The 26552-nt window shown below is 75.0% G+C and carries 27 protein-coding genes; 3 read left to right on the forward strand and 24 right to left on the reverse strand.

All coding sequences use genetic code 11. The features are described 5' to 3' along the window. Positions 1–11: 11 nt before the first annotated feature. Both VKV23_03940 and VKV23_03945 read right to left on the reverse strand, forming a co-directional pair. Positions 12–2906 (reverse strand): FAD-binding and (Fe-S)-binding domain-containing protein, encoded by a 2895-nt coding sequence (locus VKV23_03940; protein ID HLI15191.1) that lies wholly within the window; start codon positions 2904–2906, stop codon positions 12–14. Positions 2907–3139: 233 nt separating this feature from the next. Continuing rightward, positions 3140–5596 (reverse strand): ATP-dependent Clp protease ATP-binding subunit, encoded by a 2457-nt coding sequence (locus VKV23_03945; protein ID HLI15192.1) that lies wholly within the window; start codon positions 5594–5596, stop codon positions 3140–3142. A 161-nt stretch (positions 5597–5757) separates the two neighbouring features. Here VKV23_03945 and VKV23_03950 point away from each other — a divergent pair, with 161 nt between their 5' ends. Next, complete coding sequence (locus VKV23_03950; GenBank protein ID HLI15193.1) at positions 5758–6750, forward strand: polyprenyl synthetase family protein; 993 nt, start codon at positions 5758–5760, stop codon at positions 6748–6750. Positions 6751–6768: 18 nt separating this feature from the next. Here VKV23_03950 and VKV23_03955 read toward each other — a convergent pair whose 3' ends face one another. The 17 genes from VKV23_03955 to VKV23_04035 all read right to left on the reverse strand — a co-directional run bounded on the left by VKV23_03955 (position 6769) and on the right by VKV23_04035 (position 19858). Next, a complete protein-coding gene (locus VKV23_03955; GenBank protein ID HLI15194.1) occupies positions 6769–7107 on the reverse strand; it encodes a DUF3817 domain-containing protein in 339 nt (112 codons plus the stop codon). Continuing rightward, on the reverse strand, positions 7104–7484 hold the full coding sequence (locus tag VKV23_03960; GenBank protein ID HLI15195.1) for a hypothetical protein: 381 nt from the start codon (positions 7482–7484) through the stop codon (positions 7104–7106). The genes VKV23_03955 and VKV23_03960 overlap by 4 nt, the downstream gene beginning before the upstream one ends. Before the next feature lie 36 nt (positions 7485–7520). Next, on the reverse strand, positions 7521–8936 hold the full coding sequence (gene lysS / locus VKV23_03965) for a lysine--tRNA ligase (protein ID HLI15196.1): 1416 nt from the start codon (positions 8934–8936) through the stop codon (positions 7521–7523). Beyond that, a complete protein-coding gene (locus VKV23_03970; protein HLI15197.1) occupies positions 8933–9772 on the reverse strand; it encodes a type III pantothenate kinase in 840 nt (279 codons plus the stop codon). The genes lysS and VKV23_03970 overlap by 4 nt, the downstream gene beginning before the upstream one ends. 53 nt (positions 9773–9825) lie before the next feature. Further along, positions 9826–10719: a carboxylating nicotinate-nucleotide diphosphorylase gene (nadC, locus tag VKV23_03975; GenBank protein ID HLI15198.1), complete on the reverse strand. Its 894-nt coding sequence runs from the start codon at positions 10717–10719 to the stop codon at positions 9826–9828. Then, the gene (gene nadB, locus VKV23_03980) at positions 10716–12332 is read right to left on the reverse strand and encodes an L-aspartate oxidase (GenBank protein HLI15199.1); all 1617 of its coding nucleotides are present in this window, start codon (positions 12330–12332) and stop codon (positions 10716–10718) included. The genes nadC and nadB overlap by 4 nt, the downstream gene beginning before the upstream one ends. Beyond that, positions 12332–13183: a pantoate--beta-alanine ligase gene (gene panC / locus VKV23_03985; GenBank protein ID HLI15200.1), complete on the reverse strand. Its 852-nt coding sequence runs from the start codon at positions 13181–13183 to the stop codon at positions 12332–12334. Before panC ends, nadB begins: the two co-directional genes overlap by 1 nt. Before the next feature lie 57 nt (positions 13184–13240). Beyond that, complete coding sequence (folK, locus tag VKV23_03990; protein ID HLI15201.1) at positions 13241–13780, reverse strand: 2-amino-4-hydroxy-6-hydroxymethyldihydropteridine diphosphokinase; 540 nt, start codon at positions 13778–13780, stop codon at positions 13241–13243. 1 nt (position 13781) lies between these two features. Further along, positions 13782–14165 (reverse strand): dihydroneopterin aldolase, encoded by a 384-nt coding sequence (folB, locus tag VKV23_03995; GenBank protein ID HLI15202.1) that lies wholly within the window; start codon positions 14163–14165, stop codon positions 13782–13784. After that, positions 14162–14803 (reverse strand): hypothetical protein, encoded by a 642-nt coding sequence (locus VKV23_04000; protein HLI15203.1) that lies wholly within the window; start codon positions 14801–14803, stop codon positions 14162–14164. Before VKV23_04000 ends, folB begins: the two co-directional genes overlap by 4 nt. After that, positions 14800–15609, reverse strand: coding sequence for a dihydropteroate synthase (folP, locus tag VKV23_04005; GenBank protein HLI15204.1), 810 nt, complete (start codon positions 15607–15609; stop codon positions 14800–14802). Before folP ends, VKV23_04000 begins: the two co-directional genes overlap by 4 nt. A 48-nt stretch (positions 15610–15657) precedes the next feature. Continuing rightward, positions 15658–16254: a GTP cyclohydrolase I FolE gene (folE, locus tag VKV23_04010; protein ID HLI15205.1), complete on the reverse strand. Its 597-nt coding sequence runs from the start codon at positions 16252–16254 to the stop codon at positions 15658–15660. Next, positions 16251–16808 (reverse strand): hypoxanthine phosphoribosyltransferase, encoded by a 558-nt coding sequence (hpt, locus tag VKV23_04015; protein ID HLI15206.1) that lies wholly within the window; start codon positions 16806–16808, stop codon positions 16251–16253. Before hpt ends, folE begins: the two co-directional genes overlap by 4 nt. Positions 16809–16898: 90 nt before the next feature. Continuing rightward, on the reverse strand, positions 16899–17792 hold the full coding sequence (gene tilS / locus VKV23_04020) for a tRNA lysidine(34) synthetase TilS (protein ID HLI15207.1): 894 nt from the start codon (positions 17790–17792) through the stop codon (positions 16899–16901). Between the two features lie 11 nt (positions 17793–17803). Further along, positions 17804–18889: a zinc-dependent metalloprotease gene (locus tag VKV23_04025; protein ID HLI15208.1), complete on the reverse strand. Its 1086-nt coding sequence runs from the start codon at positions 18887–18889 to the stop codon at positions 17804–17806. A 45-nt stretch (positions 18890–18934) separates the two neighbouring features. Continuing rightward, positions 18935–19207, reverse strand: coding sequence for a mycothiol system anti-sigma-R factor (rsrA, locus tag VKV23_04030; protein HLI15209.1), 273 nt, complete (start codon positions 19205–19207; stop codon positions 18935–18937). Positions 19208–19285: 78 nt separating this feature from the next. After that, positions 19286–19858: a sigma-70 family RNA polymerase sigma factor gene (locus VKV23_04035; protein ID HLI15210.1), complete on the reverse strand. Its 573-nt coding sequence runs from the start codon at positions 19856–19858 to the stop codon at positions 19286–19288. 71 nt (positions 19859–19929) lie between these two features. Here VKV23_04035 and VKV23_04040 point away from each other — a divergent pair, with 71 nt between their 5' ends. Beyond that, complete coding sequence (locus VKV23_04040; GenBank protein ID HLI15211.1) at positions 19930–20487, forward strand: hypothetical protein; 558 nt, start codon at positions 19930–19932, stop codon at positions 20485–20487. Here VKV23_04040 and VKV23_04045 read toward each other — a convergent pair. Next, on the reverse strand, positions 20415–21302 hold the full coding sequence (locus VKV23_04045; GenBank protein ID HLI15212.1) for a phytanoyl-CoA dioxygenase family protein: 888 nt from the start codon (positions 21300–21302) through the stop codon (positions 20415–20417). The genes VKV23_04040 and VKV23_04045 overlap by 73 nt on opposite strands. A gap of 18 nt (positions 21303–21320) precedes the next feature. Further along, entirely contained in the window at positions 21321–21920 is a 600-nt protein-coding gene (locus tag VKV23_04050; GenBank protein HLI15213.1) for a class I SAM-dependent methyltransferase, read from the reverse strand. A gap of 223 nt (positions 21921–22143) precedes the next feature. On the opposite strand from VKV23_04050, the gene VKV23_04055 reads away from it, so the two are divergent. Further along, the gene (locus VKV23_04055; GenBank protein ID HLI15214.1) at positions 22144–23460 is read left to right on the forward strand and encodes a hypothetical protein; all 1317 of its coding nucleotides are present in this window, start codon (positions 22144–22146) and stop codon (positions 23458–23460) included. A gap of 172 nt (positions 23461–23632) precedes the next feature. Here the strand turns inward: VKV23_04055 and VKV23_04060 are convergent, their stop codons facing one another. From VKV23_04060 to VKV23_04070, 3 genes are all read right to left on the reverse strand, one after another. Further along, positions 23633–24427: an ABC transporter ATP-binding protein gene (locus VKV23_04060; GenBank protein HLI15215.1), complete on the reverse strand. Its 795-nt coding sequence runs from the start codon at positions 24425–24427 to the stop codon at positions 23633–23635. Positions 24428–24435: 8 nt separating this feature from the next. Then, positions 24436–25503: an ABC transporter substrate-binding protein gene (locus VKV23_04065; protein HLI15216.1), complete on the reverse strand. Its 1068-nt coding sequence runs from the start codon at positions 25501–25503 to the stop codon at positions 24436–24438. Positions 25504–25665: 162 nt separating this feature from the next. Further along, on the reverse strand, positions 25666–26541 hold the full coding sequence (locus VKV23_04070; GenBank protein HLI15217.1) for an ABC transporter permease: 876 nt from the start codon (positions 26539–26541) through the stop codon (positions 25666–25668). Positions 26542–26552 lie beyond the last annotated feature (11 nt).

The following is a 26552-nucleotide window of genomic DNA, read 5'->3' on the forward strand; positions in this document are numbered from 1 at the left end:
CGGCGCAGCGCTCAGCGAGCCGACACGCGCGGAGGGCGGGCGAGGGGCAGGAGGAGCTCGGCGAGGCTCGTCCCCGGCGACGCCGCGAGCTGCGCCGCCTGCGTGCGGCAGGAGAAGCCGTCGATGACGAGGTGCTCGTCCTCCCCGAGCGAGCGGAGGGCGGGGAGGAACTTGGCGGCCGCGATCTCGCGAGAGAGGCCGTCGTGCTCGGCCCGGAAGCCGAACGACCCGGCGAGGCCGCAGCACCCCGCGTCGAGGACCTCGACCGAGAAGCCGGCCCGAGCGAGCAGGCGCCGCTCGGCCTCCATCCCGACCGCGGCGCGCTGGTGGCAGTGGGGGTGGACGACGACTCGGCCGCCGCCGACCGGCGCGTCCGGCGACCAGCCGATGGCTTCGAGGTGCTCGGCGAGGGTGCGGGCGCTCGCCGCGAGGCGCGCGGCCCGCTCGTCGTCGGGCAGGAGCTGCACGAGCTCGTCCTTGAACGCGGCGAGACAGCTCGGCTCGACGACGACGACGGGCAGCGAGGCGGCGAGGTGCCCGTCGAGCACGTCGAGGACCTGGCCGAGCATGCGGCGTGCCAGGCCGAGCATGCCGACGTCGTAGAGCGGCCGGGCGCAGCAGGCCCAGCGGCGTGGCAGCGCGACCCGCTCGCCTGCCGCCTCGAGGAGCTCGAGCGCCGCCTGGGCGCGCGCCGGGAGGTAGGCGTCGGAGAAGGTGTCGGGCCACAGCACGACCGTCGGCGAGGCAGCGCGCGCCGCGGCGCGCGCCGCCGGCGAGCGACGGAAGCTCGTCCGGGCGAAGGCAGGCACGGGGCGCTGCGCCGACAGTCCGGCGAGGCGGCGCAGCGCGCGGCCGGGGAAGGGGTCGGCGAGGAGGGCGTTGGCCGCCCGGGGGGCGCGCGTCGCCGCCCGGGCGAGGAAGGGGACGAGGCCGAGCGCGTACGCGGCGCGCGGGCGCAGCCGGCCGGCGTAGTAGTGGGAGAGGAACTCCGCCTTGTAGGCCGCCATGTCGACGTGCGTCGGGCAGTCGACGGCGCAGCCCTTGCACGACAGGCACAGCTCGAGCGCCGCGCGCACGTCCTCGTTGCGCCACGTCTCCGGGGTGACCTCCCCCTGGAAGAGTTCGGCGAGCAGCTTGGCGCGCCCTCTCGTCGAGTGGAGCTCGTCACGGGTGGCGCGGTACGAGGGGCACATCACGCCGACGTCGTCGCGCCGGCAGCGCCCGACGCCCACGCAGCGCTCCACCGCGAGCTGGAGGCTGCCGCCGTCGCTGGCGAAGGCGAAGTGCGTCGGGCGCAGCCGCGCCGCTCGGTAGGAGGCGCCGTAGCGCAGGTCGGCGTCGAGGGGGTTGGCGTCGACGAGCTTGCCCGGGTTCATGCGGCCGTCGGGGTCGAAGGCCGCCTTGAGGCGGCGGAAGGCGACGAGGAGCTCGGGTCCGAACATCTTCCCGAGCAGCTCGCCGCGGGCCTGGCCGTCCCCGTGCTCGCCCGACAGCGAGCCGCCGAGCTCGACGCAGAGGTCCGCGGCGCGCTCGACGTAGGCGCGAAAGCGCGCCCGGCCCTCGGGCGAGCGGAAGTCGAAGTCGTTGCGGGTGTGGGCGCAGCCCTGACCGAAGTGCCCGTACCACATCCCGGTGTAGCCGAACTCCTCCCACAGGGCGCGGATCCCGCGCAGGTAGGCGCCGAGCCGCTCGGGCGCCACCGCGGCGTCCTCCCAGCCCTCGTGGTTCGGCGGCGCCCCCGGGGGGTGAGCCGCGGCGGCGAGCGCCGAGTCCCGGACGCGCCAGACCGCGGCCTGCTCGCCGGCGTCGCGGTAGGCGGTGGCGACCGCGCCCTCGGGGAGGTCGGCGAGCAGGTCGGCGAGGCGGCCGTCGGCCTCGTCGGGGTCGTCGGCGCCGACCTCGGCGAGCAGCCAGCCTCGCCCCTCGGGCAGCAGCTCGAGCTCGGCGAGGTTGAGGCGCAGCGCCCGCATCTGGCGCACGAGGATCTCGTCGAGGCCCTCCAGCCCGAGCAGCTGGTGCCGAAGGAGGTGCGGCACGGCGTCCGCCGCCTCGTAGACGTCGGGGAAGCCGAGCACGACGAGGCGGCGCAGGCGCGGGCTCGCGACGAGGCGCAGCGTCGCGCCGAGCACGACGACGAGGGTCGACTCGGAGCCGACGAGGGCCCGCGCGACGTGCGGCCCGCGCTCGGGCAGGAGCTCGTCGAGGTTGTAGCCGGACACGCGGCGCGGGATGTCCGGGTAGCGGGCGCGCACGAGGTCGCCGTAGTCGGCGGCGATCGAGCGCAGCGTGCCGTAGATGCGGCCGGTCTCGCCCGGCGCGCTGGCCAGCTCGTCGAGCTGTGCCGACGTGAGCGACCCGACGTCGAGGAGCGTGCCGCCGTAGGTGAGGACACGGAGGCGCTCGACGTTGTCGACGGTCTTGCCCGCGTACAGGGCGTGCGTGCCGCACGAGTTGTTCCCGATCATCCCGCCGATCGTGCACCAGGCGTGCGTCGCCGGGTCGGGACCGAAGGTGAGGCCGTGCGGGGCGGCGGCCGCGCGCAGGTCGTCGAGGACGACGCCGGGCTCGACGACGGCGATACGGCGGTCGGGGTCGAGCTCGAGGATGCGGTTCATGTGCCGGCTCAGGTCGAGGACGACCGCGACGTTGCACGCCTGGCCCGCGAGGCTCGTGCCCGCCCCGCGGGCGAGGACGGGGACGCCGAACTCCCGGCACAGCGCGACCGCCTCGACGACGTCGGCCACGTCGCGGGGGAAGACGACGCCGAGAGGCACCTGGCGGTAGTTCGAGGAGTCGGTGGCGAAGACCGCGCGGGTGGCGGCGTCGAAGCAGACCTCGCCGCGCACGGCCGCGGCGAGCGCACGCGAGAGGGCGGCGCCTGCTCCCGCCTGCGCGCGCCGGCTCACCGGAGCGCGCCCTGCGCCTCGTCGGGACGGGCACGCACCCGACGGGCCGTCCCATCGCGCACGTCCGGCATGCCGGCGAGGATAGGCGATGGGCTCGCGCGCACCGGGCCCCTGCGCGCCCTAGGGGGAGGGGCAGGCGTCAGGGGCCCGGGCACCCGCGAAACCACCGGCGGGCAGCCCTCACTCCTCGAGCCGTACACGCGCCCGACGATCCTCTCGCGGGCGCTCGTCGCTCAGGAGTCCGCGCCGGCCCCCGCGAGCTCGACCGGCGGCGGCTCGAGGCCCTCCACGGCCCGGAAGACGATGGCGCCGTCCTCGGCGTCGACGATGACCGTCTCCCCGACCCGGAACTCCTTCCAGAGGAGCTTCTCCGACAGCGGGTCCTCGACGAGCTGCTGGATCGCCCGCCGCAGGGGACGGGCGCCTAGGGTCGGCTCGTAGCCCTTCCTCGCCACGAGCTCCTTCGCGGCCCGGGTCAGCTCGAGGCCGATGCCCTGGCCCTCGAGCTGGTCGCGCACGCGCTGGACCATGAGGTCGACGATCTGCACGACCTCGTCGAGGTGCAGCTCGTGGAAGACGATCACCTCGTCGATGCGGTTCAGGAACTCGGGCCGGAAGTGCGCCTTGAGCGCCTCGTGCACCTTCTCCTTCATCCGCTCGTAGGTGACCGCCTCGCTCGTCCTCGAGAAGCCGACCGCGACCTTGCGCAGGTCGGCGGTCCCGAGGTTCGAGGTCATGATGAGGACCGTGTTCTTGAAGTCGACCGTCCGGCCCTGGGCATCGGTGAGCCGCCCGTCCTCGAGGATCTGGAGGAGCGCGTTGAACACGTCTGGGTGCGCCTTCTCGATCTCGTCGAAGAGCACCACCGAGAAGGGCTTGCGCCGCACCGCCTCGGTCAGCTGGCCGCCCTCCTCGTAGCCGACGTAGCCCGGCGGCGAGCCGACGAGCCGGCTCACCGTGTGCTTCTCCATGTACTCGCTCATGTCGAGCTGGATGAGCGAGCTCTCGTCGCCGAAGAGGAACTCCGCCAGCGCCTTGGCGAGCTCGGTCTTGCCGACGCCCGTCGGGCCGAGGAAGATGAACGACCCCGAGGGGCGCTTGGGGTCCTTGAGCCCGGCACGCGTCCGCCGGATCGCCCGCGACAGCGCCTTGATGGCGTCCTCCTGGCCGACGATCCGCTTGTGGAGCTCCTCCTCCATGCGCAGGAGCTTGGCCGTCTCCTCCTCGGTCAGCTTGTAGACGGGGATGCCCGTCCAGTTGGCGAGCACCTCGGCGATGACGTCCTCGTCGACGACGTCGAAGAGCTCGACGCCCTCTGCCCGCCACTCCTGCTCCATCGCCGTCTTGCGCTCGAGCTTGGCCTGCTCCTGGTCCGCGAGCTTCTTCGCCAGCTCGAAGTTCTGGCGGTCGAGGGCAGCCTCCTTCTCGGCGCGCAGCCGGACGAGGTCCTGCTCGAGCCGGCGGTACTCGGGCGGCGTCGACATCCGCCGGATGCGCAGCCGGCTGCCCGCCTCGTCGATCAGGTCGATCGCCTTGTCCGGCAGGAACCGGTCCGAGATGTAGCGGTCGGCGAGGTTCGCCGCGGCCACGAGCGCCTGGTCGGTGATGGTGACCTGGTGGTGCTGCTCGTAGCGGTCGCGCAGGCCCTTCAGGATCTCGATCGTGTGCGCGAGCGACGGCTCCTCGACCTTGATCGGCTGGAAGCGCCGCTCGAGCGCGGCGTCCTTCTCGAGGTGCTTGCGGTACTCGTCGAGGGTCGTCGCGCCGATCGTCTGCAGCTCGCCGCGAGCGAGCATCGGCTTCAGGATCGAGGCGGCGTCGATCGCCCCCTCGGCCGCGCCGGCGCCGACGAGCGTGTGCAGCTCGTCGATGAACAGGATCGTGTCGCCGCGCGTGCGGATCTCCTTCAGCACCTTCTTCAGGCGCTCCTCGAAGTCGCCCCGGTAGCGGCTCCCGGCGACGAGCGCGCCGAGGTCGAGCGTGTACAGCTGCTTGCCCTTCAGCGTGTCGGGGACCTCGTTGGCGACGATCTGCTGCGACAGCCCCTCGACGATCGCCGTCTTGCCCACGCCCGGCTCGCCGATCAGCACCGGGTTGTTCTTCGTGCGGCGCGACAGCACCTGCATGAGGCGCTCGATCTCGCGGTCACGCCCGATCACCGGGTCCAGCTTGTGCTCGCGCGCGAGCTGCGTCAGGTTGCGCCCGAACTGGTCGAGCACGGGGGAGCCGCTCGGCGCCTGCTCGCCCGAGGACCCGCCCGTGGTCGCGCCGGCGGTCTCGCGGCCCTGGTAGCCGGAGAGGAGCTGGATCACCTGCTGGCGCACGCGCGGCAGGTCGGCGCCGAGGCTCTGGAGGACCTGCGCGGCCACCCCCTCGCCCTCGCGCACGAGGCCGAGCAGCATGTGCTCGGTGCCGATGTAGTTGTGCCCGAGCTGCAGCGCCTCGCGCAGCGACAGCTCGAGCACCTTCTTCGCGCGCGGCGTGAACGGCGGGGACCCCGTCGGGGCGGAGCCGGCCGTCCCGATCGTCTCCTCGACCTTCTCGCGCACGGCCTCGAGGGAGATGCCGAGCGACTCGAGGGCCTTCGCCGCGAGACCCTCGCCCTCGTGGATCAGCCCGAGCAGGATGTGCTCGGTGCCGATGAAGCTGTGGTTGAGGAGGCGCGCCTCCTCCTGTGCGAGGACGAGCACCCTCCGTGCCCTGTCGGTGAATCGCTCGAACAACGCCTGCTCCCTCACGCGCCTGCGATGCGACGCAGTCTATCGGCCGGGCGCCCTCCACCGGCTGTCGCTCGGGCCCGGCGAGGGCCTCGTTGTCGGGACGTCCGGCGCGTGGCCTATGGTGCGTAGCAGTGAACGCGCCGGAGCGCTTCGCGCTTCCCGTCGACGACGCCGACCTCGAGCGGCTCGAGGAGACGCTGCGGCGCGTCGTCATCCAGGACGACCCCTTCCTCGACGAGATCGCCACGCACCTCATCTCGGCGGGAGGCAAGCGCCTGCGCCCGGCCCTCGCCATCGCGGCCGCGCGCCTGCGCGGCGAGGCGGGCGAGGACACCCTGCTCGGCGGCGTCGCCGTCGAGCTCGTCCACCTCGCCTCGCTCTACCACGACGACGTCATGGACGAGGCCGTGCGCCGCCGCAACGTCGTCAGCGTGAACGCCCGCTGGGGCAACCTCCTCGCCGTCGTGGTGGGCGACTTCCTCCTCGCGCGTTCCGCGGAGATCGCCGCGTCGCTGGGGACCGAGGTCGCCGGCCTGCTGGCGACCACGCTCGCTCGCCTGTGCGCCGGGCAGGTGGCCGAGGTGCGCGCCGCCTACCGCCTCGACCGCAGCGAAGCCGAGTACCTCCAGGCGATCTCCGACAAGACCGGCGCGCTCATGGGCACCGCCTGTCGCATCGGCGGGATCACGGCCGGGCTGCGCCCGGACCAGCTGCACGCCCTCACCACCTTCGGCGAGTGCCTCGGCATGGTCTTCCAGATCCGCGACGACGTCTTCGACGTCGTCGCGACCGAGGGCGAGCTCGGCAAGCCGCCCGGCCAGGACCTCGCCGAGGGCGTCTACACCCTGCCCGTGCAGCGAGCGCTTCGCGACCCGGCCGTCGGGGCCGAGCTGCGCGAGCTGCTCGGCACGCCGCTGTCGGCCGACGAGCTCGGCACCGCTCGGGCGCTCGTCGCGGCGTCGGTCGGGATCTCCGCCGCGGCAGCCGTGGCCCGCCGCTACGCCGACGAGGCCTGCGACGCCATCCGGCTCCTCGGCAGCGGTCCGGTGCCCGAGGGACTCGAGCAGCTGACGCTCGGCCTGCTCGAGGACCTCGAGCGCTCGACGCGCGCCCTCGCCAGCTGAGACCGCCGGGCACGCCCCCTAGCGCCGCGGCACAGCGCCCTCGGGCGCCGACGGTGCGCCGAGGCCTGCGAGCGCGCGGGCGCGGACCCAGCGCTCGACGAAGAAGGCGAGGAAGGGCAGCAGCCCCGACGCCGCGATGGCGAGGAGGTAGCCGAGGCCGAGGCGTGCGCGCCGCGTCACGTCGTAGCCGACGACGAGGTAGACGAGGTAGCACACGCCGTGGATCGGCCCGACGACGGCGACGACACCGGGCCGTCCGGCCGCGTACTGCAGCGGCACGCCGACCAGGACGAGGACGATGAGCAGCGTCCCGACGACGTAGGCCATCGCCCGAAGGCGCGCCAGCGCCGCGCTCACCGTCGGCCCGCCGCGTCCCGCCGGGCGAGCTCGGCGAGGTAGTCGTTGTAGGCCGCGAGCGCCGCGTCCTCCTCCTCCGGGCGGCGCTCGAGCGCCCCGAGACCGGGGCGGTCCGGCGCGGCGCGCAGCCGCCGCAGCGCCCGAGCGCCGGTCGCCTCGGGGTCGTCGTGGACGAGGTTCCACCACACGACGACGCCGAACACGGCGAACAGCGGCCACTCGACCGAGTAGAGGTAGCCGAGCCGGTCGCCCGCCAGGGCCACGGTCACCTGCCACCACATCGCCACGAGGCAGCCGGGCACCCACACCACGAGCGCGAGCGAGCCGAGGAGCGCCCGCCTCGTGCGGTAGCGGGACGGGAGCCTTCCAGTCGACACCGACGCGAGCGTAGGGCGCGACGGCGCCCGACGCGCTCAGCCTCGCGACTCGGGCCGCAGCGCCGGGAAGAGGATCACCTCGCGGATGTTCGCCCGGTCGGCGAGCAGCATCACGAGGCGGTCGACGCCGAGCCCGATGCCACCCGTCGGCGGCATGCCGTGCTCGAGGGCCCGCAGGAAGTCCTCGTCGAGCGCCATGGCCTCCTCGTCGCCGGCCGCCCGGCGCGCGGCCTGCGCCAGGAGGCGGGCGCGCTGGTCGTCCGGGTCGACGAGCTCGCTGTAGGCCTCGGCGACCTCGCGCCCCGCGACCACCGACGTCAGCCGCTCGGCGAGCGCGCCGTCGCGCCGGTGGCGGCGCGCGAGCGGCGAGACCTCCGCCGGGTAGTCGAGGACGTGGACGGGCTCCCACAGCGCCTGCTCGGTCGTCTTCTCGTAGATCTCGGCGAGGACCTGGCCCGCTCCCCAGCCCGGCTGGACCTCGACGCCGAGGCGCGCGGCCGCCGCGGCGAGGGCGTCGCGGCCCAGCTCGAGGCGGCACTCGACGCCCGTCACCTCGGCCACCGCCTCGGCCAGGGTCACGCGCCGCCACGGCGGGGTGAGGTCGAGGGGGCGACCCTGGTGCGTGAGGTGCAGCGTGCCGAGGACCTCGAGGGCCACCGAGGAGACGAGGCCCTCGACGAGGCCCGCCATGTCGAGGTAGTCGGCGTAGGCCTGGTAGGCCTCGAGCATCGTGAACTCGGGGTTGTGCCGAGGCGAGAGCCCCTCGTTGCGGAAGTCCTTGCCGAGCTCGAAGACGCGCTCGAAGCCGCCGACGACGAGGCGCTTCAGGTAGAGCTCGGTGGCGATGCGCAGGTAGTAGTCGGCGTGCATCGCGTGGTAGTGCGTGACGAAGGGCCGGGCGTTCGCGCCGCCGGGGACGGGCTGGAGGACGGGCGTCTCGACCTCGACGAAGCCGCGCGCCTCGAGGTGCCGGCGCAGCGCCGAGACGGCGCGCGAGCGCAGGAGGAACACCTCGCGCACCCCCTCGTTCGCCCACAGGTCCACCTCGCGCTGGCGGTGGCGGACCTCCACGTCGTGGACGCCCCGCCACTTGTCGCCGAAGCCGCGGCGGGCCTTCGCGAGCAGCGTGAAGCGCTCGACCCGCACCGACAGCTCCCCCCGCTTCGTGCGCACGACCTCGCCGCTCGCGCCGACCCAGTCGCCGAGCGCGAGCCGGCTGAAGCCCTCGAAGTCCTCCGTCGTCGCCTCGAGCGCGAAGAGCTGGATCGAGCCGGTCCAGTCCCGCAGGTCGGCGAAGGCGAGGCGCCCCTGGGGGCGGTGCCGCATGACGCGACCCGCGACGGCGACGACCTCGCCGGAGGATCCGCCCGCGGCGAGGCCGGCGTGGCGCGCCACGACGGCGGCCGTCGCCTGCGTCCCGGGGAAGCGGTAGGGGGGCTCGGGGGTGCTCACCGCCCCTCGCCGACGTTGCGGGCGAAGAGCAGGCGCAGGCCGTGCAGCGTGAGCCAGGGCTCGACGTGGCGCACGGCTCGGCAGTGCGGCGCGATGAGGTCGGCGAGGCCGCCGGTCGCCACGACCGTGGCAGCGCCCAGCTCAGCGAGGAGGCGGGCGCACAGGCCGTCGACGAGCGCGGCGTGCCCGTAGACGGCGCCGACCTGCATCGACTGGACGGTCGAGCGGCCGATCACGTGCTCGGGGGCGCTGAGGGCGACGCGCGGGAGCGCGGCGGCGTGGGCGAAGAGCGCGTCCATCGAGATCTCGAGGCCGGGCGCGATCGCCCCGCCGAGGTACTCGCCGTCGGCGGAGATGGCGTCGAAGGTCGTCGCGGTGCCGAGGTCGACGACGACCGCCGGACCGCCGAAGAGGTCGACGGCCCCGACGGCGTTCACGATCCGGTCGGCGCCGACCTCGCGCGGGTTGTCGTAGAGGATCGCCATGCCCGTCTTGATGCCGGGCTCGACGACGACGAGGGGGACGTCGAGCCAGCGCCGGACCATCTCCCGCAGCGCGGCGGTCACGGCCGGCACCGACGAGGCGCACACGATCCCCTCGATGCGCCCGCCGCCTGCCCGGGCCGCGCCGGGCGCCAGCGCGATGCCGGCGAGGCCGAGGAGCTCGGAGAGCAGGAGCGCGTGCTCGTCGGCCGTCCGCTCGGCGAGCGTCGAGACCCGCCAGCTGCGGCGGAGCCCGGTGATCTCGCCCGGCCGGCGTCCGGCGGCCGACGGCACCGGCGGGTCGAAGACGCCGACCACGGTCTGGGTGTTGCCGACGTCGAGGGCGAGGAGCATGCCCATGGTCTACCCGATGGCAGGCAGGCGGCCGAGCGGGAGCCGTGCGTGCGTCACGGCTCGAGGTCGAGGCCGATGTCGAGGATCGGCGCCGAGTGGGTGAGCGCCCCGACCGAGATGACGTCCGCGCCGGCGGCCGCGTACGCGGCGACGTTGTCGAGCGTGATGCCGCCCGACGCCTCGACGAGCACGCTGCCGGCGGCGGCGCGGGGGTGCGCGCGCACGATCCCGACGGCCTCGGCGACCTGCTCGGGGGTCATGTTGTCGCACAGCACGAGCGTGGCGCCGGCCTCGAGCGCCTCGACGACCTGGTCGAGGCGCTCGCACTCGACCTCGAGCATGCGCCCCGGCCAGCGCAGGCGGGCGAGGCGGACCGCCTCGGCGATGGACACGCCGCCGAGGTGGTTGTCCTTCACGATGACCGCTTCGGACAGGCTCGCCCGATGGTTCGTGCCGCCCCCGGCGCGCACCGCCGCCTTCTCGAGCGCCCGCAGGCCGGGCGTCGTCTTGCGGGTGTCCCAGATGCGCACCGACGGGTTCGCGCGCCCGGCGCGCTCGACGAAGCGCCGGGTCAACGTGGCGACGCCGGACAGGTGGCAGAGGAAGTTGAGCGCCGTGCGCTCGGCGCCGAGCAGGGACCGCAAGGGGCCCTCGACCCGGGCGATGACGCCCCCCGCGCCCACCTCGTCGCCGTCGACGAGGCGCAGCTCGACGCGAAGCGCCGGGTCGACCTGGTCGAACGCCTCGACGACGCAGTCCGTGCCGGCCACGACGCCCGGCGCGCGCGCGACGAAGCAGGCGCGCCCGACCGAGTCGGCGGGGAGCAGCGCCGAGGTGAGGTCGCCGAGGGGCAGGAGGTCCTCGGCGAGGGCCAGGGCGACCGCCTGGCGCACGGCGAGCGCCGGCGGGCGCACGTCGAGCGGGGAGGCGTCGCGAGACCCGCTCACGAGGCGAGCCCCCCGACGCCGGGCAGCCGCCCCGCGGCGGCGAGCCGCCCGTGCACGAGGCGCAGACGGAAGCGCGGATCGTCGCGTTCGGGGAAGTCTCGCCGCGTGTGCGACCCTCGGGTCTCCTCGCGCGCCAGGGCGGCAGCCGCGACGGCCGCGGCCACGGTGAGGAGGTTCGCGAGCTCGGCCCCGGCGACGCCGCCACCCACGCCGCCGGCCCCGAGGTCGGCGATGCGCCGGGCGAGGAGCTCGAGCCCCTCGCGCCAGCGCACGACGCCGGCGAGCTCGCCCATCGAGCGGGCGAGCGCCCGGCGCGCCCCAGCCGGCGACCGCCGGCGGCGCGCCGGCGCGCCCGGCGCCACGGTGGCGACCGGCGGGAGCTGCCGCCCCGGGACGCCCGCGGGCGCGCCCGACAGGGCGCCGAGGGCCCCGCTCGCGCTCGGGCCGGCGCCGGCGAGGGCCGCCTCGGCGGCACGTGCCCCGAAGACGAGCCCCTCGAGCAGGGAGTTCGAGGCCAGCCGGTTGGCGCCGTGGACCCCGGTGCACGCCACCTCGCCCGCCGCGTACAGGCCGGGGAGTGCGCTCGCGCCGGCGAGGTCGGTGAGCACCCCGCCGCACAGGTAGTGGGCCGCTGGCGCGACGGGGACCGGCTCGCGCGCCGGGTCGAGGCCGGCACCTGCGAGCACGCGAGCGAGAGAGGCGAAGCGCTCGGCGAAGCCCGCCACCGGCCGCACGTCGAGGTAGACGTGGGCGGACCTCTCCTCCGCCATGCGGGCGGCGATCGCCCGGCACACGACGTCGCGCGGTGCCAGCTCGTCGACGAAGCGCTCGCCGTCGGCACCGACGAGCAGCGCCCCCTGCCCCCGCAGCGCCTCGCTGAGCAGCGGGCGCGGCGCGATCGGGACGGCGAGCGCCGTCGGGTGGAACTGGACGAACTCCACGTCGGCGACCGGCACGCCGGCGCGAAGCGCCATCGCGACGCCGTCGCCGGTCGCTCCGGGCGGGTTCGTGGTCACGTCGAAGAGCTGGCCCGCGCCGCCAGAGGCGAGCACGACCGAGTCGGCGAGCGCCTCGAGGGCCGAGCCCGCGGGGTCGAGCGCCAGGACCCCGGCGCAGCGCCCGCCCTCCACGAGCAGGTCGAGGGCGAAGGTCCGCTCGAGGAGCTCGACGGGGCTCGAGCGCAGCGCGCCGACGAGGGCGCGCTCGACCTCGGCGCCGGTGGCGGCTCCCCCGGCGTGCACGACCCGGCGCCTCGAGTGGCCGCCCTCGAGCGAGCGCTCGAGCGAGCCGCCCGCGCCCCGGTCGAGCACCGCCCCGAGCGCGACGAGCTCCTCGACCCGTCGCGGGCCCTCGCTCGCGAGGACGCGCGCGGCGTCCTCGTCGCACAGGCCGGCCCCGGCGGCCACGGTGTCCGCGAGGTGCAGCTCGGCGGAGTCGTCCTCGCCGAGGGCGGCAGCGATGCCACCCTGGGCCCACTCGGTCGTCGACGTCCCGAGGGAGCCCTTCGTCAGGAGCCCGACGCGCCGCCCGCCCTCGGCGAGCTTGAGCGCCGCGAAGCACCCGGCGACGCCGCCGCCGACGACGACGGCGTCGAAGCGTCGGCGCCCGGCCATCAGCAGGCCACCCCCAGGTTGTCGATGAGCCTCGTCGACCCGACCCTCGCCGCCACGAGGAGGCGCACCCGCCCCTCGAGGGTGTCGACCTCCTCGAGGTCGGCCTCGAGCCGGGCCGCGGCGTACTCGAGCCGGGCGAGCGGCTCGGCGCCCACCACCGCCGCCATGGCCGCCTCGAGCTCGCACCGGCGTCGCTCGCCGGCTTCTGCCGCCGCCGCGCCCGCCTGGAGCGCCCGGTACAGCACCGGCGCGGCGCGGCGCTCCGCGGGCGACAGCCGGACGTTCCGGCTCGACAGCGCGAGCCCGTCGGGCTCGCGCACGGTCGGGCAGCCGACGACCTCGACGGGCAGGGAGAGGTCGAGCGCCATCCGCCGCACGACGACGAGCTGCTGGTAGTCCTTCTCGCCGAAGTACGCACGCGTCGGCGCGACGAGGGCGAAGAGCTTCGCGACGACCGTCGCCACGCCCCGCAGGTGCCCGGGGCGTGCGGCGCCTTCGAGCACGTCGCCGAGCGGGCCCGGGTCCACGCTGACCTGGGGAGGGCAGCCGCCCGGGTACAGCTCGTCGACGCTCGGGGCGAAGCAGATGGTGGCGCCCGCTCCGGCCGCCTTGGCGACGTCGCCGTCCAGGTCGACCGGGTAGCGCGCCAGGTCGTCGGGGTCGTCGAACTGGAGGGGGTTGACGAAGATCGAGCAGACGACGACCTCCTGCTGCGCGCGCGCCGCCGCGACGAGCGCGAGGTGCCCGGCGTGGAGCGCGCCCATCGTCGGCACGAGGCCCACCCCCTGGTCGCGCGGCGCGGCCCCGAGGAGGCGGCTGAGCTCGCGGCGGGTCCGTACCAGCTCGGCCACGACCGCCTCAGGCGTCGGCGAGCCAGGCGCCCCGCAGCGGCACCCGTCGCGCGCTCGTCATCGCCTCGCTCCCTCGGACCGCTCGCCGTCTGTGCCCTCCGCCGGAGGGTCCGGGGAGGATAGCAAGTCGCCGAGGCACACCGCCGCGGCCGCGACGGCGGCGGTGCCGCCCAGCCGGTCGCGCCAGCCGGCGGGCACGAGGTCGGGGTCCAGGTCCTCGAGCGGCGCGAGGACGAAGGCGCGCTCGTACATCCGCGGGTGCGGCAGCGTGAGCGCCGGGTCGTCGCTCGTCACCCCCTCGACGAGCAGGACGTCCACGTCGAGGGTGCGGGGACCGAAGCGCTCGGCGCGCACCCGGCCCGCCGCCGCCTCGAGGCGCTGGCCGAAGGCGAGGAGCTCGGCCGGCGACAGGGCCGCCTCGAGGCGGACGACGCAGTTGAGGTAGGGCGGCTGGCCGGGCGGTCCGCCCACCGGCGCCGTCTCGTAGACGGGCGAGACGGCGAGACGCGCATCGAGGGTCCGGAGGGCGTCCACCGCCCGGGCGAGCTCGCCGAGGCGATCGGACAGGTTCGAGCCGAGGCCGAGCCAGGCGCGCACGCTAGCGCGCCCCCCCGTCGGCCTCGCGCCGGCGCGTGATGCGCACCCCGACGCTCGCGAGGTCGGCCGCGAGGGGCGGACGGAGCTTGCGCAGTGCGACCGTGACCGCGCCGACGCGCCCGTCGGCGAGGAGGGCGCCGGCGACGGCCTCGGCGAGCGCCTCGAGGAGGTGGAAGCGCGTCCTCTCGACGACCTCGCGCGCCCGATCGACGAGCTGGCCGTAGTCGACGGCGCGAGCCAGCTCGTCGCTCGCCGCGGCCGGCGAGAGGTCCGCCTCGACGACGAGGTCGAGCTCGAAGGGCTGCGGCCGGTCCTGCTCGCCGGGCAGCGCGCCGTGGGTGCCGAGGAGGCGCAGCCCGAGGATCTCGATGGCGTCGCCGCTCACCGGCCGTCGTGCCCCTGACGAGCGCGTTCCCGCCCACCAGCGCTGCGCGCGCTGCGGCGCTCCGGCCCCTCGGCGTGCCCGCCGAGCTCGGCGAGCACGCCGGGCGCGCGGGGCGCGTCCGCGGCGCGCGCCGCGGGGGGCGGGGCGAGGTCGGTGGCGAGCGCGGCGATCGCTCGGCCCGGCGAGCCGAGCTGGCGGCGCGTGAGCTGCTCCACCGCGGAGATCGCCTGGGGTGGCTCCGGCAGCAGGCGAGCCCAGCACAGGAAGCCGGCGGCGACGCCAGCGACGCGGTCGCCGAGCTCCTCCTCGTGGAGGAGCACGACCTCCCCGGAGCGCAGCCAGGCGTAGAGGGCCGGGTAGAGGGCGCTGACGACCTCGAGCGGGTCGTCGCGCACCCCGAAGGGGAAGTGGGCCGCGGCAATGCCGGCCTGCTCGTAGGCGTGGAGGTTGTGGGTCGAGGCGAGGAGGGAGACGATGCGCGTGAACCCCTGGGCCCGGATCCACAGCAGCTCCTCCCGACGCCGGACCGGCCGGTGGTGCGGGGCGTAGCCGCCGGGGCGCTCGCACAGCGCGAGGCGGTCCTTGATGACCCAGGCGAAGTTGCGGGGGACGATCCCCGCTGCCCAGCGGCCCTTCACCGCCGTGCAGCACCCAGCCGACGCGCCGCCCGACCGACGAGGCGCGCGGCGTGCACCGTCGGGGCGACGTCGTGCACGCGGACCATGGCCACGCCGGCCGCCATCGCCCACACCGCCGAGGCGAGCGAGCCCTCGAAGCGCTCCGCAGGTGGCAGCGGCGCAGCCCCAGGAGGCGCGAGGACGCGGCCGATGAACGACTTGCGGCTCGTGCCGACGAGGACGGGCTCGCCGGCGGCGACGAGCTCGGGCAGGGCGCCCAGCAGGGCGAGGTTGTGCTCGAGCGTCTTGCCGAAGCCGATGCCCGGATCGACGTAGACCTCCTCGACGCCCGCCGCGCGCGCCGCGGCGGCCCCGGCGCGCAAGGCGCCGTGCACCTCGCGGACGACGTCCTCGTAGCGCGGGTCGTCCTGCATCGTCTTCGGCGTGCCCTGCATGTGCATGACGACGAGGCCGACGCCCGCGGCGGCGGCGACGGAGGCCAGGCTGGCGGAGACGTCGTTCACGAGGGTGGCGCCCGCGTCGACCGCCGCGGCCGCGACGGACGGCTTCATCGTGTCGATCGACACCCGTGCGAGCTTGGCCAACGCCGCGACGACGGGCAGGACGCGCCGCAGCTCCTCGGCCTCGTCGACCGGATCGGCCCCTGGCCGGGTCGACTCGCCTCCCACGTCGATGACGTCGGCGCCCTCCGCCACCATCTGTCGACCGCGTGCGATCGCAGCGTCGCGGTCGAAGTAGCGACCGCCGTCGAAGAACGAGTCGGGCGTCACGTTCAGCACGCCCATCACGAGGGGCCGCGCCTGCACGGGGCCAGCCTAGGGCGCAGGCGGTCCTGCGCCGCGGGCGGAGCGATCCTAGCGGTCGCCGCGCACGAAGGCCATCGCCTCGGCTCGCGTCGCCACGTCGGTGCGGAACAGCCCGCGCACCGCGGACGTGATGGTCAGCGCGCCGGGCTTGCGCACGCCGCGCATCGTCATGCACAGGTGCTCCGCCTCGAGGACGACGAGCGTGCCGCGCGGCTCGAGCGCCGCGTCGAGGGAGTCGGCGATCTGCGTCGTGAGGCGCTCTTGCACCTGGAGGCGCCGGGCGTAGGCGTCGACGAGCCGGGCGATCTTCGACAGGCCGGTGATGCGGCCGTCGTCGCTCGGGATGTAGGCCACGTGGGCCTTGCCGATGAAGGGGATGAGGTGGTGCTCGCACAGCGAGGCGAAGGGGATGTCCCGCACCATCACCATCTCGTCGTGCTCGGCGGCGAAGGTGACCTCGAGGTGGCGCGCCGGGTCCTCGAACTGCCCGGAGAGCAGCTCGCGGTACATCGAGGCGACCCGCTCGGGCGTGGCGACGAGCCCCTCGCGCTCGGGGTCCTCGCCGAGCGCGCCGAGCAGCTCGCGCACCGCGGCCGCGGCCTGCTTCGCGTCGAAGGCGCCGTCGTCGCTCGCGAACGCCGTCACGCCCGCCTCGGCTCCTCGACGACCCGGATGTCGGTCAGGTTGCGGTAGCGCTCGGCGACGTCGAGGCCGTAGCCGACGACGAAGGCGGGGGGGATCTCGAACCCGACGTAGGCGAGGTCGAGCCGGGCGCGCTGCTGGCCCTTCTTCACGAGGAGCGCGCAGATCTCGAGGCTGGCGGGCGAGCGCGCCAGCAGACCCTTCCGCAGGTACGACAGGGTGAGGCCGCTGTCGACGATGTCCTCGACAACGAGGACGTGCCGACCGGTCAGGTCGGTGTCGAGGTCCTTCACGATGCGCACGATGCCGCTCGTCTTCGTCGCCGTGCCGTACGAGGACACCGCCATGAAGTCGACCTCGACGGGCAGGCGGATGGCTCGAGCGAGGTCCGCCATGAAGACGAAGGCGCCCTTCAGCACGCCGACGAGGAGCGGTGGCCGCCCGGCGTAGTCGCGGGTGATCTCGGCCCCGAGGGCGTCGACTCGGCGTCGCAGCGTCACCTCGTCGATGAGCACCTCGGCCGCCGCCGGCAGCGCAGCCACCTCGACCCCGCGCACGTGGCGACCTTACCTTCGCACCGCACGGCGTGCCGTCCCGCCGAGGCGCGAGCGAGGGGTCCCCGCCGGCGACGGCGCGCCGGGCGCGGCTCAGTGCTCGGCGGCAGCTCGGTGCTCGGCGACGAGGCGCCCGGCGCGCCGCACGACGCGCCAGCCTCCCGGGAGCTCGCAGGCGCGCACCTCGCCGCGCGCGACGGCGAGGACGCGCTCGACCGCCGCCGCACTCGGTGGGTGCCCGCCGGGCAGCCGCCCCCGCAGCCAACGCCGCAGCGCCCGGCGCGCGAGCGGCAGCGGCGCGGCGCGCAGCGCCGCGGTGCTCGTCGGGTCGACCGCCTCGGCGAGCCGGTCGAGGAGCGCGGCGTCCTCGGCGAGCAGCTCCGCCTCTCGCGCCAGCAGGCCGGCGACGTCGCGCCCGGCGATCTCGTCGGCGAGCGGGAGGAGCTCACGGCGCACCCGGTTGCGCCGGAAGGCACCGTCCTCGTTCGAGGGGTCGTGCACCGTCTCGAGGCCGAGGGAGGCCACGAGCCGTGCCGTCTCGTGCCGACGCAGCCCGAGGATCGGGTGGCGCCACCCCCGCCGCATCCCGGCGAGCCCGTCGAGGCCGGAGCCCCGCAGCAGGTTGAGCAGGACGGTCTCGGCCTGATCGTCGGCCGTGTGCCCGGTCGCTACCCCGTCGGGGAGCGCGGCGAGCCGCAGCGCGCGCGCTCGCGCCTCGAGGTTCGGGCCTGGCGGGCACTCGACGCGCAGCGCGACGAAGCCGGCACCGAGGCGCGCCGCGGCGCGCGCCACGACCTCCGCCTCGAGCGCCGAGCCCGCTCGCAGGCCGTGGTCGACGTGGTACGCGGTCGCGTCGAGGCCCGCCGCGACGGCGAGCGCGAGCAGCGCGAGCGAGTCGGCACCGCCGGAGACGGCGCAGGCGATGGCTGCACCCCGGGGCGGGAAGTCGCAGCGGGGCAGCAGCTCGGCAGCGAGCGCCGATCGCACGCCCGCTCCGGCTAGGTCGCAGCGCGCGCCGTGCCGCCGACTCGCGCGACCCAGCGGCTCGGGTCGCGGATCTCGTCGAGGGTCGGCAGCATCTCCGGCCCGCTCCACACGAGCGCCAGGAGCTCGGCGCCGCCGGCCCGCTCGACGGCCTCGACGAACGCCTCGCCCTCCCGGTACTGACGGAGCTTGGCCTCGATCCCCGCCACCTGCTGGAGGAGCCGCACGAGGCCGCTCGCGCTGGCGCGGCGCTCGGCGAGCACGTCGTGGAAGCGCCTCGCCGAGGGCACCGCAGCGGCCCCGGCGCGCGACATCACGACGTCGCTGTGCCCCTCGAGGAGCGTCATCAGCGCCTGCGCCTCCCGCAGCGTGGCGAGCTGCTCGGAGCTGGCGAGCAGCCCGGCCACGCCCGCCTCGGCGAGCGGGTTGCGCCCGGCCCGGATCTCCTGCGCAGCCCGCCACAGCGCCTCGAGGATCGCACGCCCGTCGGGGACGGCGAGCTCGGTGCCGCGCTCGACGAGGCCGAGGAAGTACGGGCGCAGCCAGTCGACGGCGGTGAACTGCGTCCGGTGGGTGACCTCGTGCAGGGCGATCCACAGGCGGAACTCGTCGGGGGGGAAGCCGTGGCGGTGCTCGAGGGCCGCGATGTTCGGCGCCACGTAGTACACGACGCCGCCGGCCTCGGACGCGAGGAGGTCGTACTGGCCGAGGACCCGAGTCGACATCCAGGTGAGGAGCAGGCCGATCTCGACGCCCGCAGCGGTCCTCGCGGCCGGGTTCAGCGCCCGGCGCGTCGCCGGTCGGCGCGCGAGGCGCGCACCGACCGGCCGCAGCAGCTGCCGGAAGGAGCCGACGTTGGCGGACACCCAGCCGGCGCGATCGGTGACCCGAGCCACGGCGGGGCCGGCGTTCGACACGAGGCCCGTCTCTGCCTCCACGAGTCGCTCGGCGCGCGCCGTGGCGTCCGCGAGGTCGCTCGCCAGGTCGGCCTGCACCCCCGCGCCCGGCGCGGCGAGCGCGCGCAGGGCCTGGGTGGCGACGCGCTCGGCGACGTCCCAGGCGACGAGATCGGGCCCCGACGGCGCAGCTCGACGTGGCACAGGGGCAGCCTACGGCGACAGGGCTGGCGACGGGTCCTCGCCGGCTCAGTCGTGCTCCTCGCCGAGCGCGCGCGCGATCCGCTCCCGCAGCTCCGCGGGCGGGTGGTCGCGGCAGCGGCTGGCGAGCATCCTGCGCAGCTCGACCTCGAAGCCGAAGGCCTCGATGCACGGCCCGCAGTGGTCGAGGTGGCGCTGGATCGCCAGCCGGCGCTCCTCGGTCAGCTCGCCGTCGAGGTACTCGTAGAGGGTGCGCACCGCCTCCTCGCAGTCGGCGTACCCCGGCGCGGCACCGAAGGGATCCGCGACCTCGTCGCTCATCGCCGCCGGCCTCCCCCCTCGGGCGGTGCGCCCGAGCACCGCAGCCGCCTCGTCATCGCTCTCGCCGCCTCATCGCTCCTACCGGGGCTGCGCGGCCACGAGGCCCCGCGACAGCCCGAAGTCAGCCAACGCCTTCTGGAGGGCCCTTCTTCCACGATGGAGCCTGCTCATCACCGTGCCGATCGGCACGTCCATGATGTCGGCGATCTCGCGGTAGGAGAAGCCCTCGACGTCGGCGAGGAGCACGGTCATGCGGAAGCTCTCGGGGAGCGACTCGAGCGCCGCCTTCACCTCGTCGTCGGTGAAGCGGTCGAGCGCCACCTCCTCGGCGCTGCGCCCCGCGGCGGCGCCGTCCCGTCCGACCAGGCGGTGGTAGAGGTAGAGGTCCTCGACGTCTTCGACCTCGGCCTCCTCGGGGCGACGGCGCCTGGACCGGTACTGGTTGATGAACGTGTTCGTGAGGATCTTGTAGAGCCACGCCTTCAGGTTCGTCCCCTCGGTGAAGCTCTCGTAGGCGCGGTACGCCCGCAGGTAGGTCTCCTGGACGAGGTCCTCGGCGTCGGCCCGATTGCGCGTCATGCGCAGCGCCGCCGTGTACAGCGACGGCATGAAGCCCATCGCATCCTCGACGAAGCGCGCGCGGTCGGCCACCTCGCCGAGCGTAGCCACGCCGTCGCCGACCCGCCCGCCGACCCCGCGCCGCGGCGTAGGGTCGATGCGACGTGGGCGCTGCACCGGAGGACCCCTGCCCGGAGCCGTCCTTCGCCGAGCTCGGCCGGCGGCTCGCCGACGCGCTCGACGCCACGCTGGCCGGCTTCGTCGAGGGCTGCGTCCTCGCCCGCCTCGCCGAGGCCGGCCGGCCCGTCGACGAGGCGGCGCGCGACCGGGCGCGCCGGGCCGGACGCGCCGCTGCCGAGGCCGTCCTGCCTCGGCTCCACGAGCTCCTCGCTGCGGACGCCGCCTCGCAGGCGACGACGCCGCTCGCCCTCGTGCGGCGGGCGATCCCCTTCGCCACGGCCGCCCTCGCCGACCTCGAGGTCGAGCCGGTGCCGCGCGACCCGTTCCGGCGCGCGCGCTTTCCCGAGGACCACTACGACCTCGTGCCGGGCAGCATGGCGGCGCTCGGCGCCGAGGTGGGCGAGCTCGCGATCGCCTGGGGGGCGGCGAAGGCCCGGGTGCACCGCTGCCGGCAGGCCGGGAGCGATCCTCATCCCCCCTCGGGCGGACGTGCGAAGCCCGGGTCGAACGGGACGACCTCGAGCGGCAGGCCCTCCCAGTAGCGGTGCCACCGGTCGTCGCCCAGGCACCGGCTGAGCTCGTCCCACGGCAGGTCAGGGTCCTCGCGCAGCGCCGCCTCGCAGATCGGGTCGCCGGCGCGCTGGTAGCGGCAGTCGATGGAGAGGCGGATCTGCCCGCTCGCGTTCGCGAGCGCCTTGTGCACGGTGAGGCCGTGGAAGACGACGACGTCGCCGACGCGGCAGCTCGCCGTCACGAACGTGCCGGCGATCGGCGCCTCCTCGCACGCGAGGACGCGAGCGCCGGGGAGGGCGCGATGCGCTCGCAGCCCGCCACGATGCGAGCCCTCGGCGAACGCGAGGGGGCCGAGACGAGGCGGGCAGTCGACGAGCGGGATCCAGGCCGTGAGGGTCGCCGGGCACCCCTGCAGGTTGGCGTGGTCCTGGTGGGCCGGGGTCGGGCGGTCGGCACCGGGGAGGGCGGCGGGGAGGACGATCCGGCAGGCCGGCTTTGGGTGGACGAGGAGGGCGTCGCGCTCGACCTCGAGGAGCGCGGCCATCAGCTCGAGCAGGCGCGGGTGGTGCGGAAGCTCGTGCACCGCCGGCTGCACGTAGCAGCGCAGGTAGAGCCGGCGCGCCTCGCGCGGTCCGGGGGCGGCTGCGAGGGCGACGCACCCGGAGGTCGGCTCGAGCCAGCCCTCCTCGGCGAGGACGGTGCGAATCGCGGATCGCGCCGGCTCGAGCGCGCGCCGGTCGAGCAGGCCCCGCAGGAGGAGGTAGCCGCAGCGCTCGAGCCCGGCCCGCAGTGCCTCGGGCCGCCCGAGGAGGGACGCCGCATCCGGCGCTTCGAGCGAGGCCACGAGCGTGCGCTGCCTCGGTCAGCCCGAGGGCCGCGCGCCGGCCGGCGCTCGGTGGACCGAGACGGCGTAGTCGTCGCCCTCGCGAAACGGGTGCCGCTCCCAGGTGGCGTGGCGGGCGGCGAGCTCGAGCGAGCAGCTCCTCGCGAGGCCGTCGTAGGTCGCGAGGTCGAGCCGACCGGTGGTGAGGCTGAACCCGGCGACGAGCAGGCCCCCCGGCTCGAGGTGGCGGGCGAGGTTGGCGACGACGCGCCCCTCGCTGCCGGGGGCGAGGAAGACCATCACGTTGCCCGCCAGCACGATCGCCTCGAAACGGCGTCCGAGGTCGACGTCCGCCAGGTCCGCCTCGATCCACTCGATCGACGGCGCCTTCGCCCGGGCTCGCTCGAGCATGCACGCGTCGAGGTCGACCCCCACGACCTCGAGGCCGCGCCTGGCCAGCTCGATCGCCACGCGCCCGGTGCCGCACCCAGCGTCGAGCACGCGGCGCACGCCGAGCGATTCGACGTAGCTCGCCTCGCCGTGCACGTCGACGCCGGACGCCGCGAGCGCGGCGAAGCGGGCGTCGTAGGCCGCGCCTCGCGCGATGCCCGCCTCGAACCAGGGGCCCGCACACGCCACCGGATCCAGTGTCCCCCGTCTCCGTCGCCCTCGCTGCGAGCTCGATCCGGCCGGCCTCCGACAGCGGGACGCGCCCGGTGGCGCGACCAGCGAGCCCTCGTCGCGGCCACGCTAGTGGCCCGGTCCGGCTCGCGACGTCCGAGGACCGGCACCGGCGCACGGGGGAGTGCGTCGGGGCGCTCGGACCAGGTGCCGGGGCGCCCGTGTTCAGTAAGCTCCCGCCGTGCTCGGCAGGCCCAGCCGCGTCGCGCGCGAGCGCGCCCTCGCGCCGGCCCGCCCTGGGGGCGCCTCGCGCCCCGGGGCGCTGGCGCGGGGCGCGAGCAGGTTCGTCGCGGCGGGCACGCTCGGCGCCCTCCTCGCCACGGCGGGCGGCTCGCCGGCTCGCGCGGGCGCGAGCATCGGCTCGGACCACTCGCGGATCGCCCAGCTCGAACGGCGCATCGCCGCCGAGGGGAGCCGCATCCAGACGCTCGTCACCCGCTACGACGAGGTCCAGGCCGAGCTCGCCCTCATCGACGCGCAGGTTGCCCGGGACCGCGCCGCCCTGAGCGCCGACCGGCGCGCCGAGGCGCGGACCCGCACGCGGCTGCGCCGCGTCGCGGTCGACGCCTACGTGAACGCCGCCACGGGCAGCTCGTCCCCGTTCAGCGCGTACACGAATACCTCGAGCGGCGTCGTCCTCGCCGAGCAGCAGGTCTACCTCGGGGTGGCGAGCAACCAGCTCGACTCGGCGATGAACGCCCTCCAGCTCGCCGAGCACCGGACGGCGATCGACGAGGCCACGCTCCGCAGCCGCGAGGCAGCGGCGCGCCAGGCGCTCGACCAGCTCGCCGTGGACCGGAGCGCTGCCCAGGCCGGCGTCGCGGCGGAGCAGGCGACGCTCGCCCGGGTGAACGCGAACCTCCTCGCGCTCGTCACGGCGGCGCGCCTTCGCGAGCAGCAGCGCCAGGACGCCGCCGCCGAGCAGGCGCTCGCCGCGCAGGCAGCTGCGCAGGCCTCGGCGAGCCCGCAGAACGCCCCGCCGAGGCCGGCGCCGGTGGCCAGCGCCCCACCCGCGCCGGCCGGCTACGCGAACCCGCTGCGAGCGCTGCAGGGTCTCGCCAGCGAGCGCATCGACCAGGGCGTCGACTACGCGGGGTTCGGTCCGATCTACGCGCTCGGCGACGGGATCGTCCTCAGTACCTACAACGGCGGGTGGCCCGGTGGGACCTTCATCACCTACCGGCTCACCGACGGCCCGGCCGCCGGCCTCATCGTCTACGCGGCCGAAGACATCGACCCTTCGGTGTCGATCGGCGAGCGCGTGACGCCGCGCACCGTCCTCGGCCAGGTCTACGAGGGCTCCACGGGCATCGAGGTCGGCTGGGCGGCCTCGACCGACGGCGTGACGATGGCCGCCGCCTACGGCCAGTACGCCTCTGGCGGGTCGACCGCCTTCGGCTACAACTTCTCCCAGCTGCTCCAGTCGCTCGGGGCGCCCGGCGGCATCCCTCAGACGGGCCCGATCGGGAGCCTCCCGCCCACCTGGCCGCAGTGGTGACGAGCGCCCGGTCGCGCCGGCTCGATCGAGGTGCGGCTCGTCCGCCACGTGACGGGGCGACGGTCCACGGGCGACGGCCCCGCGGGAGCGACGCCTGCGCCGCGCGCGAGGGAGGCAGCCGCCCCGGCTCGCGAGCCGGCCGCGCGGCTGCCTCGACTCCCTCGCGGCTGCCCTAGCTCGCCTGCACCCGGATGCCGGCGGCGCCGAGGGAGACCTCTCGCAACGTGTCGAGGGCCCGGCGCCGCAGCTCGATGAAGGCGGGCGAGAGCGTCGTCGCCTCGTCACGCGGCCTCGACAGCTTCACGTCGAGCTCGAGGGCGATCCGACCCGGCCGGGCGCCCATCACGAGGATCCGGTCCCCGAGCAGGATCGCCTCCTCGATGTCGTGCGTGATGAAGACGACGGCGACGTCGAGCTCCTCCCAGAGCTTGAGGAGGAACTCCTGCAGCTGATGGCGGGTCTGCGCGTCCAGGGCCCCGAAGGGCTCGTCCATGAGCAGGATCTTCGGCGACATCACGAGGGCACGGGCGAGCGCGACGCGCTGCTGCATGCCGCCGGAGAGCTCGTAGGGGGCGTGCCGCTCGAAGCCCGCGAGCCCGACGACGGCGATCATCGAGTCGACCTTGTCCCAGTCCACCTTGCGGCGGCCGGCGAGGCTGAGCCCGAAGGCCACGTTCTCGCGAACGCTCAGCCACGGGTACAGCCAGGGCTGCTGGAACACGACGACGCGGTCCGAGCCGGGCTCGCGAACCGGCCGGCCCTGGAGCTCGATCCGGCCGCCGACCGGGTGGGCGAAGCCGGCGATCAGGTGGAGCAGGGTCGTCTTGCCGCAGCCGCTAGGGCCGATCACGACGAGGAACTCACGCTCGCTCAGGTCGAACGAGATGTCCTCGAGCACGACCTGCGTGCTCGAGGACTCCCGTCCGCCGTAGCGCATCGTGACGCCCTGGACGGTCAGCAGCGCCATCGACCGAGCTACCTGAGCGCCCGAGCCGCCGGGAGCGGGTCGATGTACCGGGCCATCTTCGCCGGCGAGGGGGGCGGCGAGGTGATGAAGCCCTGCCGGTAGAGCTCCTTCCAGTTGTTCACGAAGGAGATGGTCGTCCCTGCCGAGCGCACGCGCGCGCCGCTCCCGAGCACCTTCTGCGTGACCTGGTCAGCGAGCGAGTAGATCTCGTAGCCGGCCAGCTCCTTCCTCGCCACCTGCGTGGTGATGCCGGCGCTCGTCGCCATGATCGCCAAGGCCTTCGCCGGGTGCGAGTGCATGTAGTTGACGCCGAGCGCCATCGCCCTGGCGAAGGCGGTCGCGGCCGCCGGGTCGCTCGTCACGAACGGCCTGTTGGCGACGCAGATGTTGAAGGAGCTCGCGCTCGGCGGGAGGCTCGCGTCCGTCGCGAGGATCCGCCCGCCGTGGCTCGCCAGGTAGTCGAACACCGGGTCCCACACCGCGGCGGCGTTGATCTGGCCCGTCGCCCAGGCGCTCTGCATCTGCGGCGGGCTCATGTTGAGCTGGTGCACCGCCGAGAGCGGGACGCCCTTCTGCGCGAGCAGGGTCGGCAGCTCGAACGAGGACTCGGACCCCGTCACGAGCGCGATCGTCTTGCCCCGCAGCCCGGCCAGCGACTTGATGCCCGTGCTCGCCCGTACGACGATGCCGGCGTCTCGCGTGTAGCGCTCCTGGTTCCAGACGACGACCAGGGGGACGCCGCGCTCGATCGCCGAGATCACCGGCGGCAGGCCGAGGCCGCACATGAACTTGAGCGCACCCGAGGCGAGCGCCGAGAGCGCGGCCGGACCCGAGCTGAACAGGTCGAGGTGCACGTTCGGGCCCAGCTCGTGCTGGAAGTAGTGGTTGGCGATCGTGATCATCGACGGGTCGGCGCCGTTGTTCTCGTAGCCGATGACGATCGAGACCGCCGGACGGTGCGGTCGGCCCGTGGCCCCGGCCGCCAGCGCCGGGACGAGCGCGAGGCCGCCGGCCAGGCTCGCCGCGATGACCAGGCGGCGGGCCCGTCGTCGTCCGAGACGACCACCGACCGCCACGAGTCGCTGCTTCGCATTGGACATTGCTGTCTCCCCCCTCTGACCGGGCCGACGTCGAGGCCCCGGTCGTCCGTACCGGTGAGTGCCTGGTGCTGCCTTGCCTACCTCTGCCTCATGTCCCCCCTTCTCCCCACTGCCACGGCGTGCGCGGCGGGTGCGCCGCTAGACGTGCCCCCGCCACGGGATGACGACTCGCTCGGCGATGCGGATGCCGAGCTCCATGAGGTAGCCGAGGATGCCGATCACGATGATCGTCCCGATCACGATCCCGGTCTGCAGCTGCGTCGCCGCCTGCTCGACGAGCCAGCCGAGGCCCACGCTCGCCGCGATGAGCTCGGCTGCGACGAGGGTGCTCCAGGCGATCCCGATCCCGACGCGCATCCCGGTGAAGATGTCCGGCAGGATGGAGCGCAGGATGACCCGCACGAAGATCTGCCGGCGGTTCGCCCCGAGGCAGCGGGCCACGTTGATGCGCTCCTGCGGGACGTTTCGCACCCCCCCGATCGTGTTGATGATGATGATCGGGATGGTTCCCACCAGGATCAGCAGGACCTTCGGCAGCTCGCCGAGGCCGAACCAGACCACGAACAGCGGGATGTAGGCGAGCGGCGGGACGGGCCGACCGAGCTGGAGGAACGGGTCGATGACGCGGTGGACGGGATCGAACTCGGCCATGAGCAGCCCGATCGGAACGCCGAGGACGACGGCGCCGACGAAGCCGACCGTCACCCGCAGCACGCTGTAGAGCACGTCCTTGCCGAGCGTCTCGCCGAGGTAGCCCACCGTCGCCGTGTGGACGAAGGCGTGGTAGACGTCGATCGGAGCGGGCAGCGCGACGCTCGGGAAGACCTGCAGGCTGGTGACGGCCTGCCAGATCCCGATCGCCGCGGCGAGGACGACGAGCAGGCTGACCTGCCGGTTGTGCCGTCTCCACCAGCCCCGAGCCAGGCGGGTGCGCCGGCGGCCCGTCTCGAGCCGAGGCAGCGCCGTCGGCGACGGCTCGATGCCCCGGTCCAGGACCCTCGTCGCGTCGGCCATCGGTGGTTGGC

It is taken from the genome of Acidimicrobiales bacterium (genome assembly GCA_035294085.1).
Classification (GTDB): Bacteria; Actinomycetota; Acidimicrobiia; order Acidimicrobiales; family Bog-793; genus DATGLP01.

Bases quoted from the DNA above. Each gene is read 5' to 3' on its own strand.
- VKV23_03970 (HLI15197.1), bottom strand. From the start codon at position 9,772: ATGCTCCTCGCCCTCGACGTCGGCAACACCCAGACCGTGGTCGGCGTC.
- nadB (HLI15199.1), bottom strand. From the start codon at position 12,332: ATGGCCGGGCGCCGACGCTTCGACGCCGTCGTCGTCGGCGGCGGCGTC.
- rsrA (HLI15209.1), bottom strand. From the start codon at position 19,207: ATGAGCGACGAGGTCGCGGATCCCTTCGGTGCCGCGCCGGGGTACGCC.
- VKV23_04060 (HLI15215.1), bottom strand. From the start codon at position 24,427: ATGGCGCTGCTGACCGTCCAGGGCGTCACGATGCGCTACGGCGGACGG.
- VKV23_04070 (HLI15217.1), bottom strand. From the start codon at position 26,541: ATGGCCGACGCGACGAGGGTCCTGGACCGGGGCATCGAGCCGTCGCCG.